Source organism: Lentzea sp. NPDC020367 (assembly GCF_044387305.1).
Classification (GTDB): Bacteria; Actinomycetota; Actinomycetes; order Mycobacteriales; family Pseudonocardiaceae; genus Lentzea.
The window spans coordinates 302,441-323,855 of sequence record NZ_JBIRVV010000007.1 but is presented as its reverse complement, the minus strand read 5'-3'; the positions used below and the strand labels follow the sequence as shown (position 1 = coordinate 323,855).

The window sequence follows — 21,415 nt, the reverse complement described above, 5'->3', positions numbered from 1 at the left end:
GATTTCGAGGGATCGATCTCTTTAGTGCTACCGGTCCGCGAGGACCGGCGTTCGTGAGCCCAGGAAGGGCAGTGGTGCACGGCCGTCCACTGTGGACGCAATGGCGAGCAGGACGCCCGCACCGCCGGTGTTGAGGTCCATGGAGAGCCGGCGCAGTTGCACGCCGGGGAACGCGAGCCCGCCGCCGTAGCGCGTGGCGTGCCAGCCCAGGGCTTTGAGGTGCTGCCCGATGGCGCGTTCGAAGCGTGCGTTCGGCTGGTGGCGCGTGGCGTGGGCCAGCGTGGCGAGCAGTCCGGCCCTGCCCAGCGTGAACGCGGGCTGGATGACGAACTCGCCGGTGCAGCCGGTGAGCAGTTCGGGCAGCTTCTCGACGCACGGCCGTTCTGGCGCCAGCTTGGCGAACTCGGTCAGCACGAGAGCGATGCCGGCGCCGCCGATGCCCACGTACGGAAGGCTGCGCAGCGTGCCGTCGCGCACCTGCAGCGAACCGTCGAGCGCGATCATCGTCTCGGCCAGGTCGCGTTCCAGTGCCTGCTCGGACAGCTTCAGCCAGCGCCGTTCGCCGGTGTGCTCGAACATCCGCAGGAAGAACAGCGCCGGTCCGGACCAGCCGTGCAGCAGTCCCGCCTTCGCCTTGTCCGCCGGGCCTGGGGCGTCCGCGAGCTGCTTCGCGAGCCGTTCCGCGAGGTGCTCGGCCTGGGCCGCGTAGCCGTCGTCCTCGCGGGAGTTCGCGAAGTGCAACAGGTTCAGGCCGATGCCGGACAGGCCCGCGCTCAGCCCGTGGTCCTGAGTGGACGGTACGAGTTCGGCGTAGCTCTCGACGATCTCGGTCGCGGCGTCGTGGTGGCCGAAGTTCTCCAGCACGTGCGCGATGCCGTGCGCGCCGATGTAGAAGCCCGGCTGCTTGGGCGGGTCTTTCCGGAGCGCCTCGAGCAGCCACTGCTCGTGCTCGGGGAAGCGGCCTTCGCCGGACTCCGCGAGCGCGTGCAGCACTCCCGCCGCGCCGTACCCGAAGCCCGTGCCACCGGTCTCGAACTGCTCGATGTCGCCGGGGAACAGCCGGTCCTGGCGGTGCGGCGTGGCGCTGTGCAGGATCGCCGTGGCGATCTCCTTGCGCACCAACGCCCAGTCCGGGGTCTCCTCGTCGAACTCGGTGAACGCCGGGTCCGTCGGAGGGTCGACGCGCGGGGTGAGCACGTCGACGATCGGCGCGCAGTACTCGTCGGTGAGCCCGAAGCGCTGCTGGACGACCCTGACGTGCTGCCTGATCTTGGCCGGCGCCAGTTCCAGCACCGTGTTGAGCGGCAGGAAGATCCAGAGCCGGAGGGCGGCGAGCGGGTGCGCGTCGATGTCGAACCCGTCGCGGTCCCGCGGCGCCTGGAACCCCGGCGCACCGAGCGTGGGCTTGCGGACGGCGTCGATCGTCGAGCTCAGCTCGAAGTCGATGAGCGAGATCTCGTCGTCCTCGGTGACGAGGATGTTGAGCGTGTGCAGGTCACCGAACACGACCCCGCGCTCGTGGACCTCGGCCATCAGGCTCTCGACCCGGTCGACCATGGCGAGCGCGCGGGCCTTGTACTCGACGATCGTCTCGTCGCTGACGTCCTTGTGCGTCAACGGGTAGTGCCTGCCGAGCCACTGCCCGAGCGAACGGCCGGGCATGAACTCCATGGCGACGAAGAGGTGCTCCCACTCGGTGAAGCGGTCGTACACCTCCGGCACACCCTTGATGCCCTGCAGCTTGGTGAGGATCTCGTACTCGCGGTCCAGCCGTGCCACCGCGTCCTCGCCCTCGCGGTCGAGCCCGGCGTGCGGCCGCGCTTCCTTGAGCACGACCTCCTTGCCGTCGGACTTCCGCGTGGCGAGGTAGACGCCGCCGCCGTTGGAGAAGTGCAGCGAGCTCTTGATCTGGTACGGGAACCGCTGCGGGTCGCCCGCGTTGCGCTCGGCGAGGTGCGGCTTGAGGAACGCCGGCAGCTCGATCCACTCGGGCAGGCTGAAGACGGGCTTGCGCCGGTCCGGGATGAGCGTGCCGTCGGCGCCTTCGATCGCGAGCACCTGCTGCCCGTCGACCTCCAGCCACTGCTCGGCGAACCCGCCGTACCGGACGTACAGCGGCCCCTTGCCGAACCGCAGGTCGCTCAGGATGTACGCGCCGTGCTCACCTTCGAGCACGTGGGCGAGCCCGGTGAGGATCTCCTCGAGGTGCGCGGAGTCGAGCGGGTAGATCGTGACCAGCTTGCCGCTGCCCTCACGGGGCGCGTACTTCGAGTTGCGGGCCAGCACGATCGACATCGTCTGCAGGTACTTGAAACTGATGCGACGCTCGACGCAATAGTCGAAAGTGGCCTCCAGTACCCGGCCGGCGTTGTCGAGTCCAGCGGAAACGTGGATTTTCCACCCTTGGTTGGGAAGCTGTACCCCCATCGGGTGGTGGTGTCGCCACACGTTGCGTTCAACCGTCGCCCAGTCGGGTGGGAGCGCGGGGAGTTCGGTGGAAAAGTCGTCCTTGGGGGTGCTTTCGGTGCTGCTCTGCAGATCGTAGAACTGCCGATCGGCGAAGCAGTACGCCTCGTATCTGAGGTCCACCGAATTCCCCTCCCTGACTCGTTTTCGTTTCTTTGATGCCGCATATTTCCGCACAATCACGCGGCTATGGGGAATCCGCCGTTAGGGTCATATGGGTCCCCCGTTCGTGTCCGAAAGAACATCGGTTACCGGTGCGTATGTGACGTCTGGTGATGAAGTTTGGGCCCATCTCACCCGGTTGAGATGTTTGCTGCCGGGGCCTGAGCGGGGGTGTGCTGCGTTTTCGCTAAACGGCACCGGGGCGTTCCTGATCACGGGTGCCTCTGAGCTGCGGTATTCCAGTTCGATCCAGACGTATAGTTGGGTGGGTACAAACGTCGTGCACGCGCTGTGTTGGTTGCTCTTTCCGAGTGAAGCCAAAATTGGCTTCCATTGCGTGTTTGATACGGCCGAATGGCGGTAAGGGATACCCCGTTGGAACCCATTCGTAGGATGAGATTGGCTACCGACTAATTATGTATCAAACATTGTCTTGCTACATGCAACCGGCCAAATCCCTATGTGACGTAATCGTTCGAGTGAAATCCGCGTTCCGTTGTAACGCGACACGTTTTGTGAGCGGCCCTCTGCTGCCCGGCGTGTCGTGCGGCTAGGCTGCGCGTGTGGGGAGCGTGGCGAGCCGCTGGCTGGTGCCGGCCGTGGTGGTGATCACCGGTGCCGCGGTGGCGGCAGGGATGGTGGGCCGGACCGTGTACTCGCGTCCGGCCGAGGCCAAGGGGGCGCCCGTGGTCGCGTCCTCGTCCGTCGCCGGTCCGGTGCCGGGGTCCGCGGAGGTCCGGCTGAGCCCGGACTCGTTCACGCATCCGGACCGGACAGCTGTGCAGCGGGTGCTGCAGGCCTACTTCGACGCGATCAACTCGCGCGACTTCGACGCCTGGCGCGGGGTCGTGTCGGCTCGGCGGGTCTCGTCCACGCCTGAGGCTTCTTGGGTTGCTGCTTATGAGAGCACTCGGGACGGTGGGATGGTGGTGCAGCGGGTCGAGACCGATGTGGTCACTCGGCGGCTGCGGGTGTTGATCTCGTTCGTGTCCACTCAGGATGTCGCCAAGGCTCCGCCCGCGTTGCCCGAGGGGTGTATTCGGTGGCGGGTGGTTTATGTGCTGGTGTGGGAGGGCGGGGTGTTGAAGGTGGATGAGGCGGCGGAGAACCGGAACCCTCAGATGGAGAAGTGCTGAGGCCTCGGCCTTCGGCCCTCGGCCTGGGCGCGTCGGTTGCGTAGGTCGTCCCCCTGTTTCGTTGGCGGGCGCCGGTTTGTTGTTCGTAGGTGGTCGCCTTGCGGGCGTCTGTGGCGGCTGCTTCCTGGGGACTCCGCCCCCAGACCCCCACAATCTGATCAAAGACCGGCCCACGCCACGCGCAGGTAGATGGCACGCCTGTTGCGTTGGGCGGAGGCGCGTTGCTTTGAGGGGTGCGTTGGTGGGGTGGTCCCGTCACGAGCCGCACCCGAGCGGGCCACATGCAGGTAGGGGTGTCAAGCGGGCGAAAAGCGTGCCCGCTTGACACCCCTACCTGCATGCAGCAAGAGCTGAGGTGCGACTCGTGACGGGACCACCCCACCCTGACCGCGCGGTAAGGACGGCTCGCCTTCGGCATCGCGTGCGGGTGGTGGTGTGCCCATGGCCTTGCGCTCGGACGGCTCGCCTTCGGCGTCGCGTGCGGGTGGTGGTGTGCCCATGACCTTGCGCTCGGACAGCTCGCCTTCGGCATCGCGTGGGGGTGGCTTACCGCTGAGCGATTCCCCGCCTGCCTTGCTCCTCTGTCTCGCCCTGTCTCGTTCTCGTGGGACTGTCAGACCCACTCGCTACGGTTGGGTCGCGGGGGATCCTGAAACCGAGGGGACCCCTGCGCAAGCGTGCCCAGGCGCGTGCTCTGCAAAGCGCAACGCCCCGGTCCGCTGGGCGGACCGGGGCGTGCGGTGGAGCGGGTGGTGCTTAGGCCGGGGTGAAGGCCAGGGCCACGTTGTGGCCGCCGAACCCGAACGAGTCGTTCACCGCGGCGTCCAGCTTGATCTTGCGCGGTTCGCCCGCCACCACGTCCAGCGTGACGGCCGGGTCGAGGTTCTCCAGGTTGAGCGTCTGGGGAACGATGCCGTCGCGGATCGAGAGGACCGTGATGATGGCCTCGACCGCGCCTGCTGCTCCCAGCAGGTGGCCCAGTGAGCCCTTCGGGGCGGTCAGGACCGGGTGGTCGCCGATCGCCTTGCGGATGGCCACGGTTTCCGCGACGTCGCCCACCGGGGTGGAGGTGGCGTGGCAGTTCACGTGGCCCACGTCGGACGGGTCGATGCCGCCGGAGCGCAGGGCTGCGGCGATGGCGCGCGACTGGCCGACGCCCTCGGGGTCCGGGGCGGTGATGTGGTAGCCGTCGGCCGAGGTGCCGATGCCGGCGAGACGGCCGTAGATGCGAGCTCCGCGGGCCTCCGCGAACTCGCGGCGTTCCAGGACCATGACGCCCGCGCCCTCGCCGAGGACGAAGCCGTCGCGGGCCGTGTCGAACGGGCGCGAGGCCTTCTCCGGCTCGTCGTTGCGGGTGCTCATGGTGCGGGCCTGCGAGAAGCCCGCGACCGGGATCGCGGTGATGCAAGCTTCCGCGCCGCCTGCCACGACCACGTCGGCTTCGCCGGACATGATCATGCGGTAGGCCCACGCGATGGCTTCCGCGCCGGACGCGCAGGCGGAGACCGGGGCGTGCACGCCCGCCTGTGCCTTCAGTTCCAGGCCCACGTGCGCGGCCGGGCCGTTCGGCATGAGCATCGGGACGGTCAGCGGCGACACCTTGCGCAGGCCGTGCTGCTCCAGGAGGTCGTCCTGGGTCAGCAGGGTGATCGCGCCGCCGATGCCCGTGCCGATGATCACGGCGAGGCGCTGGCGGTCGACGGTGTCGTCGTCGTGTCCCGCGTCGGACCAGGCCTGGCGGGACGCCACGATGGCGACCTGCTCGGAGCGGTCCAGGCGTCGAGCTTCGACTCGGGGGAGCACCTCGGTCGGGTCCACCACGAGCTCGGACGCGATCTTGACAGGCAGGTCGTACTTCGCGACCCACTCGTGGGTCATGGGGCCGACCCCGCTCTTGCCTGCCAGAAGCGCGTCCCAGGTGGACGTGACATCACCACCGAGCGGGGTGGTGGCACCCAGCCCGGTGATGACGACCTCGATGCCCGAACTCACTTGTTGCTGGTGATGTAGTTCACCGCGTCACCAACGGTCTTGAGGTTGGCCAGCTCGTCGTCCGGGATCTTCACGCCGAACTTGTCCTCAGCCTGGACGGCGATCTCGACCATCGACAGCGAGTCGATGTCGAGGTCGTCCACGAAGGACTTCTCAGCGGTGACGTCGTCGGCGGCAACGCCGGCGACCTCTTCGACGATCTCGGCAAGACCGGACAGGACGTTGTCGCTCACTGAAGTTCCCTTTCGATTGAAACGATGGAAAAACTCGGGGTGGTGCTCAGGGGCACCGGATCACCTGGCCCGCGTAGGACAGGCCCGCGCCGAACCCGACCATCAGCACCACGTCTCCTGAGGAGATCTCGCCCGCCGACCGCATGTGGTCGAGAGCCATGGGGATGGAGGCCGAGGAGGTGTTGCCGGATTCGACGATGTCTCGAGCGATCTTCAGGTCCTCGCGCGCACCATTGTTGCGCAGGCGCTTGGCGATGGCCTCGATGATCCTGAGGTTGGCCTGGTGCGGGGCGAACACGTCCACTTCGGACAGTTCGACGCCCGCGAGTTCGGCGGCACGGAGCGCTACCGGTGCGATCTGGGTCGTCGCCCACCGGAAGACCGTCTGGCCTTCCTGGTGGATGAACGAGTCGCGGTCGTCGATCCTGATGACCTCGGACATCGAGCCGTCCGAGCCCCAGGCGACGGGGCCGATGTGGTTCTCGTCGCTGGCACCGACGACGACGGCACCCGCGCCGTCCGCGAAGATGATCGCGGTCGAGCGGTCGTCGGGGTGGGTCCAGTCGGTGAGCTTCTCCGCGCCGATGACGAGGAAGTTCTTCACCGCGCCCCCGCGGACGATGTCCGCCGCGGTCGCGACGGCGTAACAGAAGCCCGCGCACGCGGCGTTCAGGTCGAACGCGGCCGCGGCGGTGATGCCCAGCCGGGTGGCGACCTGTGCGGCGGCGTTCGGGATGGTCGACGGCATCGTGCACGTCGCCACGATCACGCCGCCGATGTCGGCCGCGGTGAGACCGGCGTCGGCGATCGCCTTGGTGGCCGCCGCGACGGACATGTCCACGACGCCCTCGTCCTTGGCCGCCACGTGCCGGTTGACGATGCCGACGCGCTCGCGGATCCACTCGTCCGAGGTGTCCATGCGCTGGGCGAGGTCGTGGTTGCTCACCACGGTCTCCGGCTGGTAGCTGCCGAGACCGATGATGCGGCTACCCGCGGCTGCCTGCGGGGCCCGGAAGACTGTCACTTAGTAGCTCCAACGGTGTCGAAGAGCTCCGCGACCTTGTCGAACTGGTCAGGGGTCTTCAGGGCGAGGGTGGCGGTGCCCTTCATCGCACGCTTGGCGAGACCCGTGAGCGCGCCGGCGGGCGGCAGCTCGATCGAGCCGGCGATGCCCTTCTCGACGAGGGTGGCCTGGCAGACGTCCCAGCGGACCGGGCTCGTGACCTGGGAGACCAGGCGGCGCAGCACCTCGGTGCCTTCGGTGACGACCTGACCGTCCTTGTTGGACAGCAGCGGCAGCAACGGGTCGTGCGTGGTGACTTCGGCGGCACGCGCGCGCACGGCGTCTTCGGCCGGCGCCATGTACTTGGTGTGGAACGCGCCCGCGACGGCCAGCTTGCGGACCTTCGCCGTGCCCGGCGGGGTCTCCGCGAGCTCGTCGAGCGCGGCACGCGGACCGGCGGCGACGATCTGGCCGGCGCCGTTGCGGTTGGCGGGGACGAGGCCGAGCTCCTCGAGGCGCGCGAGCACCTCCTGCTCGTCGCCACCGAGCACCGCGGCCATGCCGGTCGGCTCCAGGGCGCAGGCCTCGGCCATCGCGGCGCCGCGCACGGCGGCCAGTGCGACGGCGTCGTCGGCGCTGATGACGCCCGCGACCGACGCGGCGGCGAGCTCGCCGACCGAGTGGCCGCCGACGATCACGGCGGAGGGCAGTTCGACGCGGCGGCGCAGCTCACCGAACGCGAGCAGCGCGAGAGCCACGACGAGCGGCTGGGTGATCGCGGTGTCGACGATCTCGTCGGCCTCCGCGGTGGTGCCGAGACGCACCAGGTCCAGGCCCGTGATCTCCGACCACGACCGGACCTGCTTCTCCGCCCCCTCCAGTTCGAGCCAGGGGGTGAGCATGCCGGGCGTCTGGGACCCTTGTCCGGGCGCGAGGAGTGCGATCACGTCGATTACTAAAGCTGGTGAACCCACCGGTACCCCATGCTGTAAAGAACGAAGTACTGCGATCGTATTTGTAGAGATCCTACAAAAGTGTCTGCCAGGTGAACGCTCCGCGACGTAAGCCCAGCTCAGCGCGGTGGGGGATCGTTTGGCCCTCACCCCAACGGATGTGTGCGAAGTCCGTCACAGCCCGTTCGGCTACCACAGGCCCCGGGCGCGAGCAAGGCGTCCTACAGACAAAGCGACGCGAAGCACAAGCGCGTCTCGAGCGTCATGTGCATTTCTTCCCGTCATTTCCTGAACGCGCCGAAGGCGATATCTGACCGTGTTCGGGTGCACGAACAGTCTTTTCGCGCACGTCTCCAGCACGCCCCCGACCTCCAGGAAGGCGTCCACGGTCTCCAGCAGCGCGCCGCCGGCGTCCTCCAGCGGCCGCGCGACCCTGTCCACCAGCTGCCACTCGGCCTCCGGATCGCCGGCCAGCGCGCGTTCCGGCAGCAGGTCGAGCGAACGGACGGGCCGGGGCGCCGCGGGCCAGCCGACGACCGCGCGCAGGCCGCTCAGCGCGTCACTGGCGCTGCGATGAGCCTCGGAAAGGCTGGTCACGGTGGGTCCGGCGACCACGGGACCTTCGCCGAAGCCCTCGGAGATGCGGCCCAGCACGTCCTCACCGGTCTCGGTCGGACCGCCGAGCACGACGACGAGCCGGGAGCCCTGCACGGACAGCAGCACCGGCCGGCCCGCGCGGGCCGCCTTGCTGCGCACCGAGTAGATGATCGTCGGAGGGTCCTCGCCGCCGGGGTTGCCGACCAGCACCGTGGCCTCGATCGCCGGGTCCCAGCCGAGCGCGGCGGCGCGGGACAGCAGCGACTCCTCGGGGTCGCCACGCACGATGCCGTCCACGACCAGCGCTTCCAGCCGCGCATCCCACGCACCGCGAGCCTCGGCGGCGGTCGCGTAGGAGGTGGCAGCGGAGAAGGCGATCTCCCGCCCGTACCGCAGCACGCCCTCCATCAGCAGCGCGCGCTCCGCCTCGTCCGCCGCCATCTGCGGCATCTGCTCCTCGAACAGCTCCAGCGCTATCCGGACCAGTTCCACGGTCTGGCGCAGGCTGACCCAGCGGGAGATGTCCTTGGGGGCGCTGCGGAACGCGTCCGCGGTGAGCCGGATCGCCTGCTGCCGGTCGTGCAGCCACTCGACGAACCCGGCCACGCCGTTCTGGATCAGCAGCAGCACGCTCGCGCGCTGGTCCGCGGGCATTCGCGCGAACCACGACAGCCGCCGTTCCATCTCGGCCACGCTGGCGGTGGCGAGCGAACCCGACGCGCGTTCGATCTTGCGCATCGTGCGGGCGGAGAGCGTGGGCGGGTGCTCCTCCTTCGCCTTGCTGCTGGTCATACCCGCAGCTTAGGGCTCAGGAGGGGACATCACCGGGATGGGTGACAGAACCCATGTGGCTGTTTGCGCGGCCATACCGTCGGGCGGGAGAGATCTTTCAGTGCGGCGCGGAGGTTCGTCTTGCGTAGGTTCCCGGCACTTGCCCTGAGCGTGGTGGCGTTGCTGACGACGAGCGTGACCGCCGCGGCCGATCCGCCCGACCCGCTGGCCGAGTTCCACGCCCAACCGGTGAAGTGGGCGCCGTGCAGCGGAAAGCTCGCCGAACTGGAATGCGCCACGCTCGTCGCGCCGCTCGACTACGCCAAACCCGGTGGCGACCGGATCAACCTGACGATCAGCCGGAAGAAGGCGGTGGCGGCCGATCGCAGGCGTGGCGTGCTGTTCACCAATCCGGGTGGACCTGGCGGCTCGGGGCTCGGCCTGCCGCTGTTCCTGGGGAAGTCCGAGCTCTCGCAGGTCTACGACGTGATCGGCATCGACCCGCGCGGCGTCGGCGGGTCGACGGCGCTGAACTGCCGCGCCGCGCCCGCGATCGCCGAGCCGGAGTCGAGGCCCGCCGACGGCGAGTTCGGCAAGTGGGCGGCAGAGGCGCGCGAGGCCGAGGAGGCGTGCCAGAAGTCGGGCGGCGGGATCCGGCAGTTCATCAGCACCGCGAACACCGCGCGGGACATGGACGTCGTGCGTGCCGTGCTCGGTGAGCAGAAGATCAACTACCTGGGTTACTCCTACGGCACGTACCTGGGCGCGGTGTACGGGACGTTGTTCCCGAACCGGCTCGACCGCAGCGTGCTCGACTCGGCCGTGCACCCGGAGTGGGTCTGGCACGAGCAGTTCCGCCAGCAGGCCGTGGCGTACCGGATGGACGTCGAGGCGTGGGCGGCGTGGGCGGGGGAGCGCAACGAGAAGTTCGGGCTGGGCAAGTCGCGCGACGAGGTGCTGGCCGAGGTCGAGAAGGTCGCCGCGAAGCTGCACGCGGCGCCGATCGGTGAGCACAACCGTTCTTCCTTCGACGGCGCAACGGGTGTCGGTGCGCGTTACCGTCCACTGTGGTCTGACCTGGCGTCGATCGTGATCAAGCTGCGGTCGGGGGAGAAGCCGGACAACGCCGAGGGCGCCAAGGCCGGTGAGGTGCTCGCGAAGACCGGGCTGGAGGAGCTGCGGTCGGGCGTGTTCGACACGGTCACCTGCGAGTCGGACTGGCCGACCGACCTGCACGTCTACTACGAGGACATGCGGATGTTCCGCGAGCGCTACCCGTACGGCTTCGGCATCGTCCGCGCCGCGCCGATGACCTGCACGTTCCGCTCGTTCACGCCGCCGGAGGCGCCGGTCAGGCTCGGTCGCAACGGCTACCCGATCGGTATCGTCGTGCAGTCCGAGGGCGACACGCAGACCCAGTACGCGAGCGGCCCGGCGATGGCCCAGCGGCTCGGGCACAACCTCATCACCGTCACCGACGAGGGCAAGCACGGCCTCTACAACGGCGGCAACAAGTGCGTCGACGACAAGGTCAACCGGTACCTGATCGACGGGGCGCTGCCGGGCAGCAGTTCCGAGTGCGCCGGCGACCCGCGGCCCGACGTGCCGAAGGACGGTCAGGCAGGCGCGGCGCCGGCGTTGTCCCCCGAGGGGATCCAGGCCTATCTGGACGGCCGAGGGCTCTCCGCACGACCGTAGAAATGTGGAAGCGCCCGCCACGGAGCGTGGCGGGCGCTTCCCTCTCCCCGGTCCCCACCGGTAGTTCCACTCTGGACTGTATTGCGACAAAAATCCACGTCAGCCACCCTTTCGTGTAGCAGTGTCGAAGTTGTGGAGCGGTGTGATCCACGAAACGATCTCCTCGTCTGATCTTCACTCACCGCAACTTTTGATCTTGGAGGGCCCGTGGGCTCGCAAATCACCGAGGGCCTGGGCCAGGCGTGGGCGATGATCGCCACGTTCGTGCCGAAGCTGCTCGGCTTCCTGCTCGTTCTGGTCATCGGCTGGTTCATCGCCAAGGCGCTCGCGAAGGGCGTCGGCTTCCTGCTCAAGCGCGTCGGCTTCGAGAAGCTCGTCGACAAGTCGGGCCTCAACGGCGCGATGCGGCAGTCGTCGATGGACGCGTCCGGCCTCATCGCCAAGATCGTGTACTACTTCGTGCTGCTCATCGCGCTGCAGCTGGCGTTCGGCGTCTTCGGCGCCTCGAACCCGGTCAGCACGCTGCTCAACGAGGTCATCGCGTACCTGCCGCGCATCGTCGTGGCCCTGGTGCTCGTGATCGTCGCGTCGGCCATCGGCACGGCGCTCAAGGGCCTCGTGACCGGCGCGCTCGGCCAGCGCTCGTACACGAAGATCATGGGCAACATCACCTACGGCTTCGTGATGGCGCTCGGCGTCATCGCGGCGCTCAACCAGCTGGGCATCGCGATCTCGGTGACCATGCCGGTCCTGATCGCCGTGCTCGCCACCGTCGCCGGCGTGATCGTCATCGGTGTGGGTGGCGGCCTGGTCCGCCCGATGCAGCAGCGCTGGGAGGGCTGGCTGACCCGCGTGCAGGACGAGGCGCAGACCCAGTCGCCGATGCCGCGTGCGTCGCAGGAGATGCCGCAGACCGTGGGCGGCCGCATGGGTGACATGCAGACGCCTCCGTCGGGCAGCCCGATGTCCGACAGGTAATTTTTGGGAAGGTTGTCCTACCCCGTGGAAGGGGCCGTGCGCAAACATCTTGCGCACGGCCCCTTTCTGGTGTTCTGACAGTTCTCCAGTTCCGGTCCAGTGCCCGGCCGCAGCCTCGTATCCACCCGAACTGTTCCGTCGCGGTGGAGGACCTATGAAAGCCCTTGTGCTGTCCGCGGGCGTACGCCCGGCCGGATACTCGCTGCCACGGCAGATCGTCCCCATCGCGAACAAGCCGGTGCTCGAGTACGTCGTGGAGAACCTGCGGGACGTCGGCATCACCGACATCGGCATCGTCGTGGGCGACGGCGCGCAGGAGATCTCCGAGCTGTTCGGCGATGGCGCGTACCTGGGTGTCTCGATCACCTACATCCAGCAGGACGTGGCGCTGGGCCTCGCACACTGCGTGCGGATCGCCCGGCCGTTCCTCGGTGACGACGACTTCGTGATGTACGTGGGCGACAACGTTCTCGTCGAGGGCATCGCCCAGATCGCCGACGAGTTCGAGCGGCTGCGGCCGTCCGCGCAGGTGCTCGTGGACAAGGTCGAGGACCCGCGCCTGTACGGCGTCGCGGAGGTGGACGAGAACTCGCGCGTGACGCGGCTGATCGAGCACCCCCAGGAGCCGCGCAGCGACCTCGCGATGATCGGCGTCTACTTCTTCACCCCCGCGATCCACGCCGCGGTCGACGCGATCGAGCCGTCGTGGCGCGGCCAGTTCGAGATCACCGACGCGCTGCAGTGGCTGGTGACGCACGAACGCGATGTGCGGGCGCGGATGTACTCGGGGTTCTGGAAGGACACCGGCAAGGTCGAGGACGTCCTGGAGTGCAACCGCGAGCTGCTCATGGGCCTGCGGACGGACATCCAGGGCATCGTCGACGACGAGTCCCGGCTGATCGGTGACGTCGTGGTCGAGGAGGGTGCGCGCGTGGTGCGGTCGTGCATCGTCGGGCCCGTGATCATCGGCGCCGGGACTCTGGTCGAGGAGTCGATCATCGGGCCGTACACGTCGATCGGCGCGGACTGCCGGATCGTCGAGTCCGGGGTGGCCGACTCGATCGTGCTGAACGAGGCGTCCGTGCACAACGTCTCCGGCATCGAGACGTCGTTGATCGGCCGCCGGGCCCGCGTCGGTTCGGCGCGCCAGCACCGGCTGGTCGTCGGCGACGGCGCGCACGTCGAGGTCGCCGCCTAGTTGATCCAGTCCTGAAGGCGGTCGCACTCCTGGGCGACCGCCTTCTGCCTGCTCCTGTCCAGCTCGTCGATGTAGTCGACGGTGATGCGGCGTTCCTTGGTGATGGCCCAGGTGGCGACGACGTAGCCGTCGACGAGGACCGTGGGCTTCCCGCCGATGACGACGCTGAGCCTGTCGTCGGCGATGACCCTCCTGCGGTCGGCGTGGGCGAGCAGGATGTTGTCGAACTCGGGCAGCAGCCTCACCGGCACCGGGGTGTCCGGGTCGGGGCGCGGGGAGTCGGGGAGGTCGAACAGCTCCTTGCCCGCCTCGTTCCGGAACGTCACGAGCCGTGGGCGCAGCGCCGCGAACGTCTCGGCGAGCCTGGTGAGGCCGGACCACTGCTGGGCGTCCATGACGGAGGCCGGGCCGAACGCCCTGAGGTAGCGCAGGACGAGTTCCTGCTTGTCCATGGCCCGTTGCGGCTGCCCGAGCCAGTTCTCGACGGTCGTGCAGACCACTCGGCCGCTCTTGTGCCAGAAGCCGCGCGGCGGGAGTTGGACCAGGGCGAGCTTGTTGCGCAGGGCGTTGCCGAGGACGGTGTGCTCGCGGTCGGGCCAGCGTTGTTTGAGCTGCTTGCCGGCCTCCGCGGTGCCCTGCGGGGTCTCGTCGAGGATCTTGCGGCCCGCTTCGGCGATCTCGTCGAAGTCGAGGCCCCTAAGACGGGCGGCGAATGGGCCGCTCTGCAGTTCGCGGTCGAGCCTGAGCTGGGTGTGGGGCCGCAGCCCGAGCGCGTCCCGCGCGCTGACCAGGTGGATCGTGCCGCGCATCAGGAGCATGCGGACGGCTTCCCGGTTGGCCAGGAGGTCTTCGAGCTCCTGCGGCTGGAAGTCGTTCAGTCGCGTCCAGAGGCCGACGTAGGGCGACTTCGGTTCCTGCGCCTGGATGCCGAAGAGGTGCTCGATGGTGGCGAGCGCGCTCTGGTTCGCGCGCTCGCGCAGCATCTGGCGTTCGATCAGTGCTCTGTTGAGCTGGTCCAGGCTCAGAGTCCCCATCGGGACAGGTTATGCCGGACGAACGCGAATCCGGTGCCGTTCGGCCGTTCGCCGTCGTGGACGACGAGCAGGTTCAGCTTGCCCAGGACGATGTCGGCGCCGTCGGAGTGTTCGACGTCCTTGATCCGGAAGTCCTTGAGCGGCTTCATGTCGGCCTTGCGGTACGCGACGAACCGCGAGTCGCCCTGGCTGGACGCGAGCAGCACGTCGTCCGCGATCGTGAGGCCCTCGGCGTCGGCCTCGAGCCACTTGCCGCCGAAGCCGGGGTTCGGGCCGTCGGCCTCGCACTCCTCGGTCTCAGGGTTGTACTTCTGCGGCGCGCCCCACGTGCGGACCTTGTCGACGAGCTGCGGCTTGCCGAAGCCGTTGGAACGCAACGGGATCCGCCAGATGCCGACGTCCTCCTGGGCGGCGTACAGGGTGTTCGTGCTCTCGTCGATCACCATGCCCTCGACCTGCGGGCCCTCGCCGGGTTCGCCGCACACGGTCCACTTCTTGCCGTCGGGCAGGGTGAAGGTGTTCGGAAGGTCCAGAGTGGACACCTTCCTGGTGTCGTACTTGGGCCCTTTGACGACCTGCAGGAGCGCGATGCTGGTCTCGCTGCGCCGGCTCGTGACGACGACGTCCTTGCCGTCGACGCGACCTGCGGCCAGGCCGTAGGCGGTGTGCTGCTCGTCGACCTCTGCCTCGGTCCTCGAGAACACCGGCCGGGTCGCGGGGTTCGTGACGTCCTTCACGCCGCGTTCGTCCACTTGGAACACCCGGACGCGGTCACGGCCGCGGTCGCTGACGAACGCCAGGTCGCCGAGGACGTCGACGTTGTTGAAACGGCCGGGCTTCGCGTCGGGCGTGGGTGGCAGCGGCGCTGGATGGACGCCGATCGTGCGGCCGTTCAGGTCGAACGCCGCCAAGCCGCCTTCCTTCAGTGTGCCCAGGACCACACTGCGTTCGGTGTTGCGCGGGTTCACCCAGATGGCGGGATCGTCCGCGTCGGCAGGCTCCTCGAACGTCTGCGTGATGACCGTCGGTGTGATGACGGGCGCTGTCGGTGTGGTGAGGAACAAAGGCACGAGCGCCAGTGCTAAGGAAGATGACATGGTGGGACCGTAGGAAACACCGATGTACTGCGACTGAACCGCGGGGGAACAGACCGTGTGGTACGACGTGGGATTGACGCTCTTCGGCCAGAAGATCGCTTACACGGAGCTGGTCGGGCAGGTGCTCGCGCTCGCGGTGGTGTTCCTCGCGCAGCGCCGTTCACTCTTGACCTGGCCCGTTCAGCTGGTCTCGGTCGCGCTGCTCTTCACCGTCTACATGTCGGCGCACCTGGGTGGCCTGGCGACCAGGCAGGTCGCCGTTGGTGCGATCGCCGTCTACGGCTGGTACGCGTGGGTGCGTCGCCGTGACCCGGTCTTCGGTGTGGTGGTGCGCAAGGGTTCCTGGCGGGAACGTGCCGCCGTGGCCGGTGCCTTCGTCGTCGGCACGATCGCGTTCGCGCTGGTGCTGGACGCCCTGGACGCCTCGTGGGCACCGTGGCCGGACGCCGCGATCTTCATCGGCACGATCCTGGCCTTCGCGTTGCAGGGCCTGGGGTTGGTGGAGTTCTGGCTCGTGTGGCTGGTGGTCGACGCCGTCGGCGTGCCGTTGCAGATCCAGTCGGGCCTGTACTTCAGCGCGTTCGTCTACGTGATCTTCGCGGGCCTGGTGATCCACGGCTTTGTCGACTGGAACCGCACCGCCCGCCGGTTGACACAGGCGGCAAAGTCTCCTCTATGAGGGGACTGTTGATCGCTCTGCTGACCGCTGTCTCGTCGCTGGTAGCCGTTCCGGCCGTCGCCGCTCCCGAGCCGCGCACCGGATTCGAGCTCACCGGCAAGTGGACCACCGAGGCCGAGGAACAGGCCTACCTGCGTGCCACCGGCCTCCCCGTGACGGAGATCGGCGTCACCGCCCAGGGCCGTCCCGTCCAACTCGTGCGCGTCGGCTCCCGCTCCGCGCGCACGGTGGTTCTCTTCATCTGCTCGCAGCACGGCGACGAACCCGCCGGCCGCGAGGCGTGCCTGATCCGCATGCGCTCGCTGCCGCGCTCGTCCGACGTGACCTACCTGTTCGTCCCGAACGCCAACCCGGACGGCCGCGTCGCCGACACCCGCGGCAACTCGTCCGGCATCGACATCAACCGCGACCACCTGCTGCTGCGCTCCGCCGAGGCCCGCACGATGGCCTCGGTGATCCGCGACTGGCAGCCCGACGTCATCCACGACCTGCACGAGTTCGGTCCGTCCGAGCCGTACTACGTGAAGGACGTCCTCTGGCTGTGGCCGCGCAACCTGAACGTCGCTGACGGCGTGCACGACCTGTCCGAGTCGCTGTCCCGCTCGTACGTCCGTCCTTCCGTTGAGGCCGCCGGCCGCACGTCCGGCGTCTACGGCATCCTGATCGACCCGGAGACCGGCGAACCGACCGGCCAGATCGCGGGTGATGGCCAGGAACGCATCCTCCGCAACACGGGCGGGTTGAAGCACGGCATGGGCCTGCTGGTCGAGACCAACGTCGACAACACCCCGGCCTACCGCGTCCAGTCCCACCTGCTCGCGTTGGACGGCACCCAGTCGTTCGTCCGCGAGAACCGGTCCGGCGTCGAGGCGGCCAACGCGGCGTCGCGCGCCGTGCGCACCGGCCCGATCTATTTCGGCGGCGCAGACAACCAGGCCCCAGATCCCTCGGACGTGGTGACCACTCCGCCGTGCGGGTACGTGCTGACCGGCGCGCAGTACCGCGACGTGCAGGACGAACTGGCCCTGCACGGCATCACGTCCCAGTACCTGCGAGGCGGCGACCGGATCGTGCCGCTGAAGCAGGAGGCCCGCGCCCTGGTCCCGCTGCTGCTGGACGCGCGAGCCGACGGCCCGCTCCTGTCTGCCCGGCCCGTCGCCCAGTGCTAACCCCCTGACCTGGCATTTTGCAATGGACGTTTGCGGTCGTCCGCAAACGTCCATTGCACAACCGGTGCGCCGGCGAACTGATATATCGGTCGCGGGTGATCTTGGGACGTGGTCCGATGGGCGGCGTGCGAGTCGAGCAGTACGCCTACTTCGCCCTCAAGAGCGACACCGTGTCCGCCGCCGAGATCGCTCGGCGGCTGGGGCTGGAGCCGGACGAGGTGCTCGTCCGCGGCAGCAAGCGGCCGGAGCACGACATTCCGCGGGCGCACGTGTGGAAGATCGTCGACCGCGGTGCGAAGCGGCTCGACGAGCAGATCGAGCACGTCGTCGACCGGCTGCGTCCCTTCCACGACGAACTCGTCGCACTCACGGCGATATCCGATATATCAGCCAGTCTCGTCGTCGTGCGCTACTGCCGTGATGGCGCCAGGGGCGACGACCGAACCGGCCTCGGCTGGTGGATCTCCGCCGAGTCGCTCGCCTTCCTCACGTCGGTGCGCGCCTCTCTCGACGTCGACGAGTACGACTACGTCGAGCCTGCCGACGAACCGTTGCGTCAGGTCACCACCGGCCTGCTGACGAGCATGGAACAGAACCTCGCCGAGCACGCGTGCCACCTGCACCGGCGTCTCGACGGCGCGACCGTGGCCGAGACGGACGACCTGGTGATCGCGGACAGCGGTTTGGACGACGACACGTTCAACATCGTCGCGGTGGCCCGGTTCACCGCGGACGACGTGACGGCTCGCGTCGCCGAGACGGTCCGTGCGGTGAAGGCGACCGGGCGTCCGCACTCGTGGTGGGCCGGCCCCGCCTCGACCCCGGCCGACCTCGGCGCGGTGCTGGTGCAGGCCGGTGTCGCGCAGGCGGAGACCGAGGCCGCGATGTGGATGGACCTGGCCGACGCCGCGTTGCCCGAGCCGCACGCCGAGGGGCTGGAGATCCGGCGGGTGACCACCGAGGCCGAGCTCGCTGACTACGCCACGATCCTCGCCGCGAACTGGGATCCGCCCGCCGCGACGGTCCGGCGGTTCTACGCCGAGGTCGCCCCGCACGCGTTGGCGAGTCAGGCGCGCTACCTCGTCGGGTACGTGGACGGCAGGGCGGTGTGCACGGCGGAGGTGTTCCTGCACGCCGGAGTCGCCGGGATCTACAACATCGCGACCCTCGCCGGAGAACGCCGGCGCGGCTACGGCGGTGCGATCACGTTGGCCGCGTTGCGCACCGCACGCGCCGAGGGGTACCGCATTGCCGTCCTACAGGCCTCTGAGGACGGTGAGACCGTCTACCGGCGTCTGGGGTTCACCATCGCCGGTCAGTTCACCGAGTACGCCCTCAGGGCGTGAAAAGGGCCGCCCCGCGCGTGCGGAGCGGCCCTTCGGTTCAGCGGGTGACTACGCGAGGCCCGCGTCGCCCGTGGAAGGCCCAGCGGCCTGCACGTCGTTGATGCGGTACTTGCGGGACGCCTCGACGACCTTGTCCTGGCCCACCTCGCCGCGCCTGGCCAGTGCGGCCAGCGTGGCGACGACGACGGACTCCGCGTCCACCAGGAAGTGGCGGCGGGCGGCCGGGCGGGTGTCGGAGAAGCCGAAGCCGTCCGTCCCCAGGGTCGTCATGTCGGTCGGGACGTACGGGCGGATCAGGTCCGGGATCGCCGACGCCCAGTCGGACACGGCGATGACCGGGCCCTGCACGTCCTTGAGCACCTGCGTCACGTACGGCACGCGCGGCTCGGCGTCCACGTGCAGCAGGTTGTGGCGGTCGGTCTCGACGGCGTCGCGGCGCAGCTCCGAGTACGACGTGGCGGACCACACGTCCGCCGACACGCCCCACTCCTCGGCGAGCAGCTTCTGCGCCTTGAGCGCCCACGGGAGGCCCACACCCGACCCGAGGATCTGGGCACGCGGGCCACCGGTCTGCGGGCCGTCCTGGTACTTGTAGAGGCCCCGCAGGAGGCCTTCCACGTCCAGGCCCTCCGGCTCGGCCGGCTGCACGTACGGCTCGTTGTAGACCGTCATGTAGTAGAAGATGTTCTCGGCGTTCTCGCCGTACATCCTGCGCAGACCGTCCTTGACGATGTGCGCCACCTCGAACGACCACGCCGGGTCGTACGAGACCACGGCCGGGTTCGTGTGCGCCAGCAGCAGCGAGTGGCCGTCGGCGTGCTGCAGGCCCTCACCGGTCAGCGTGGTGCGGCCCGCGGTGGCACCCAGCACGAAGCCGCGCGCCATCTGGTCCGCCGCCGCCCACAGGCCGTCGCCCGTGCGCTGGAAACCGAACATCGAGTAGAAGATGTAGATCGGGATCATCGGCTCGCCCTGCGTGGCGTAGGACGTGCCGACCGCCGTGAACGACGCCGTGGAACCCGCCTCGTTGATGCCCTCGTGCAGGATCTGGCCCTGCTCGGACTCCTTGTAGGCGAGCATCAGGTTGGCGTCCACCGAGGTGTACGCCTGGCCGTTCGGGTTGTAGATCTTCTGCGTCGGGAACATGGAGTCCATGCCGAACGTTCGTGCCTCGTCCGGGATGATCGGCACGATGCGCGGGCCGATCTCCGGGTCCTTCGCGAGGTCGCGGACGAGCCGGACGAACGCCATCGTCGTGGCGACCTCCTGCTTGCCGGAGCCGCGCTTGATGCCCTCGTAGACCTTGTCGCCCGGCAGCACCAGCGCCTTGGACTTCGTGCGGCGCTCCGGCAGGAAGCCACCCAGCTGACGGCGGCGCTCCAGCATGTACTGGATCTCCTGGTTGTCCTGCCCGGGGTGGTAGTACGGCGGCAGGTACGGGTCCTTCTCGAGCACCTCGTCGGAGATCGGGATGCGCAGGCTGTCCCGGAAACCCTTGAGGTCGTCCAGGGTCATCTTCTTCATCTGGTGCGTCGCGTTGCGCGCCGCGAAGTGCTTGCCGAGCGAGTAGCCCTTGATCGTCTTCGCGAGGATGACGGTCGGCTGGCCGACGGTCTCGGTCGCCGCCTTGTAGGCCGCGTAGACCTTGCGGTAGTCGTGGCCGCCGCGCTTGAGGTTCCACACCTCGTCGTCGGTCATCGGGTCGACGAGCGCCTTCGTCCGCGGGTCGCGGCCGAAGAAGTGCTCCTTGATGTACGCGCCGTCGTTCGCCTTGTACGTCTGGTAGTCGCCGTCGGGCGTGTTGTTCATCAGGTTGACGAGCGCGCCGTCGCGGTCCGCGTGCAGCAGCGCGTCCCACTCGCGGCCCCAGACGACCTTGATGACGTTCCAGCCGGCGCCGCGGAAGAACGACTCCAGCTCCTGGATGATCTTGCCGTTGCCGCGCACCGGGCCGTCGAGGCGCTGCAGGTTGCAGTTGACCACGAACGTCAGGTTGTCCAGCTGCTCGTTCGCGGCGAGCTGGAGCAGGCCGCGCGACTCGGGCTCGTCCATCTCGCCGTCGCCGAGGAACGCCCACACGTGCTGGTCGGACGTGTCCTTGAAGCCGCGGTCACGCAGGTAGCGGTTGAATCGCGCCTGGTAGATCGCGTTCATCGGGCCGATGCCCATGGAGACCGTGGGGAACTCCCAGAAGTCCGGCATGAGGCGCGGGTGCGGGTACGACGGCAGACCGCCGCCCGGTCCGGCGTGCGAGTACTCCTGGCGGAAGCCGTCGAGCTGGTGCTCGCTCAGCCGGCCCTCGAGGAAGGCGCGAGCGTACACGCCGGGGGAGGCGTGGCCCTGGATGAAGATCTGGTCGCCGCCGCCGGGGTGGTTCTTGCCGCGGAAGAAGTGGTTGAAGCCGACCTCGTAGAGCGACGCGCTGGAGGCGTACGTCGAAATGTGTCCACCGACACCCACACCGGGCCGCTGCGCGCGGTGCACCGTCATCGCGGCGTTCCAGCGGATCCACGCACGGTAACGACGCTCCACCTCCTCGTCACCGGGGAACCACGGCTCCCGCTCGGTGGGGATGGTGTTGACGTAGTCCGTGCTGGTCAGCGAGGGGATGCCGACCTGGTTCTGGCCCGCGCGTTCCAGCAGGCGAAGCATCAGATAGCGAGCCCGCTGTTGCCCGCCGCCCTTGAGCACCTCGTCGAACGACTCCAGCCACTCGGACGTCTCTTCGGGGTCGATGTCCGGCAGGTGGGCTGCGAGACCGTCGCGAATGACACGTACCCGCTCGGGGCCTGTGTTCTGCGGGCTCAAGGTGTCTCCTCGGCTTCGTTGGCGGTACACGCGATGGCCCGGAAACCGTGCCACGCGCTCCTATCGTTGTCCTTGCGTGGCGACTTCGTCATCGC

Annotated in this window: 15 protein-coding genes and 2 pseudogenes; 8 read left to right on the top strand and 9 right to left on the bottom strand. The window is 68.5% G+C overall.

Going from position 1 to position 21,415, the window contains the following annotated elements; all coding sequences use genetic code 11:
* Positions 1-27 precede the first annotated feature (27 nt).
* A complete protein-coding gene (gene lanKC, locus ACH413_RS29810) occupies positions 28-2,589 on the bottom strand; it encodes a class III lanthionine synthetase LanKC (RefSeq protein WP_360042177.1) in 2,562 nt (853 codons plus the stop codon).
* 602 nt (positions 2,590-3,191) lie between these two features.
* Between lanKC and ACH413_RS29805 the strand changes: the two genes are divergently transcribed.
* Entirely contained in the window at positions 3,192-3,764 is a 573-nt protein-coding gene (locus tag ACH413_RS29805) for a hypothetical protein (protein ID WP_360042180.1), read from the top strand.
* 756 nt (positions 3,765-4,520) lie between these two features.
* On the opposite strand, the gene fabF is transcribed toward ACH413_RS29805, so the two are convergent.
* Genes fabF through ACH413_RS29785 form a run of 4 tightly spaced genes read right to left on the bottom strand, consistent with a single transcriptional unit; the run spans position 4,521 to position 7,939 of the window.
* Positions 4,521-5,756, bottom strand: a complete 1,236-nt coding sequence (gene fabF / locus ACH413_RS29800; protein ID WP_360042185.1) for a beta-ketoacyl-ACP synthase II — start codon at positions 5,754-5,756, stop codon at positions 4,521-4,523.
* Complete coding sequence (locus tag ACH413_RS29795; RefSeq protein ID WP_030465146.1) at positions 5,753-5,989, bottom strand: acyl carrier protein; 237 nt, start codon at positions 5,987-5,989, stop codon at positions 5,753-5,755. The genes fabF and ACH413_RS29795 overlap by 4 nt, the downstream gene beginning before the upstream one ends.
* 46 nt (positions 5,990-6,035) lie before the next feature.
* On the bottom strand, positions 6,036-7,013 hold the full coding sequence (locus ACH413_RS29790) for a beta-ketoacyl-ACP synthase III (RefSeq protein ID WP_360042188.1): 978 nt from the start codon (positions 7,011-7,013) through the stop codon (positions 6,036-6,038).
* A complete protein-coding gene (locus ACH413_RS29785) occupies positions 7,010-7,939 on the bottom strand; it encodes an ACP S-malonyltransferase (RefSeq protein ID WP_360042191.1) in 930 nt (309 codons plus the stop codon). The genes ACH413_RS29790 and ACH413_RS29785 overlap by 4 nt, the downstream gene beginning before the upstream one ends.
* Before the next feature lie 164 nt (positions 7,940-8,103).
* Between ACH413_RS29785 and ACH413_RS29780 the strand changes: the two are divergent.
* Positions 8,104-8,208 (top strand): annotated as a pseudogene (locus ACH413_RS29780) (hypothetical protein); the annotation flags it as partial.
* On the opposite strand, the pseudogene ACH413_RS29775 reads toward ACH413_RS29780, so the two are convergent.
* A pseudogene (locus ACH413_RS29775) lies at positions 8,183-8,950 on the bottom strand (PucR family transcriptional regulator); the annotation flags it as partial. The pseudogenes ACH413_RS29780 and ACH413_RS29775 sit on opposite strands and share 26 nt — an antisense overlap.
* Before the next feature lie 504 nt (positions 8,951-9,454).
* Here ACH413_RS29775 and ACH413_RS29770 point away from each other — a divergent pair.
* From ACH413_RS29770 to ACH413_RS29760, 3 genes are all read left to right on the top strand, one after another.
* Positions 9,455-11,011, top strand: coding sequence for an alpha/beta hydrolase (locus ACH413_RS29770; RefSeq protein ID WP_360042194.1), 1,557 nt, complete (start codon positions 9,455-9,457; stop codon positions 11,009-11,011).
* Positions 11,012-11,218: 207 nt separating this feature from the next.
* On the top strand, positions 11,219-11,989 hold the full coding sequence (locus tag ACH413_RS29765) for a hypothetical protein (protein WP_360042197.1): 771 nt from the start codon (positions 11,219-11,221) through the stop codon (positions 11,987-11,989).
* Positions 11,990-12,143: 154 nt separating this feature from the next.
* Complete coding sequence (locus tag ACH413_RS29760; protein WP_360042200.1) at positions 12,144-13,187, top strand: glucose-1-phosphate thymidylyltransferase; 1,044 nt, start codon at positions 12,144-12,146, stop codon at positions 13,185-13,187.
* On the opposite strand, the gene ACH413_RS29755 is transcribed toward ACH413_RS29760, so the two are convergent.
* A complete protein-coding gene (locus ACH413_RS29755; protein ID WP_360042203.1) occupies positions 13,184-14,221 on the bottom strand; it encodes a winged helix DNA-binding domain-containing protein in 1,038 nt (345 codons plus the stop codon). The two genes, ACH413_RS29760 and ACH413_RS29755, sit on opposite strands and share 4 nt — an antisense overlap.
* A complete protein-coding gene (locus ACH413_RS29750) occupies positions 14,209-15,318 on the bottom strand; it encodes a phytase (RefSeq protein WP_360042205.1) in 1,110 nt (369 codons plus the stop codon). The genes ACH413_RS29755 and ACH413_RS29750 overlap by 13 nt, the downstream gene beginning before the upstream one ends.
* Before the next feature lie 55 nt (positions 15,319-15,373).
* On the opposite strand from ACH413_RS29750, the gene pnuC reads away from it, so the two are divergent.
* The 3 genes from pnuC to ACH413_RS29735 all read left to right on the top strand — a co-directional run bounded on the left by pnuC (position 15,374) and on the right by ACH413_RS29735 (position 18,512).
* Positions 15,374-15,997 carry a nicotinamide riboside transporter PnuC gene (gene pnuC, locus ACH413_RS29745; RefSeq protein WP_360042208.1) on the top strand — a complete coding sequence of 208 codons (624 nt, stop codon included), beginning with the start codon at positions 15,374-15,376 and terminating at the stop codon, positions 15,995-15,997.
* Positions 15,994-17,166, top strand: a complete 1,173-nt coding sequence (locus ACH413_RS29740; protein ID WP_360042211.1) for a M14 family zinc carboxypeptidase — start codon at positions 15,994-15,996, stop codon at positions 17,164-17,166. The genes pnuC and ACH413_RS29740 overlap by 4 nt, the downstream gene beginning before the upstream one ends.
* Positions 17,167-17,282: 116 nt before the next feature.
* A complete protein-coding gene (locus ACH413_RS29735; protein ID WP_360042214.1) occupies positions 17,283-18,512 on the top strand; it encodes a GNAT family N-acetyltransferase in 1,230 nt (409 codons plus the stop codon).
* A gap of 48 nt (positions 18,513-18,560) precedes the next feature.
* Here the strand turns inward: ACH413_RS29735 and aceE are convergent, their stop codons facing one another.
* Positions 18,561-21,320 carry a pyruvate dehydrogenase (acetyl-transferring), homodimeric type gene (gene aceE, locus ACH413_RS29730; RefSeq protein WP_360042217.1) on the bottom strand — a complete coding sequence of 920 codons (2,760 nt, stop codon included), beginning with the start codon at positions 21,318-21,320 and terminating at the stop codon, positions 18,561-18,563.
* Positions 21,321-21,415: the final 95 nt, after the last annotated feature.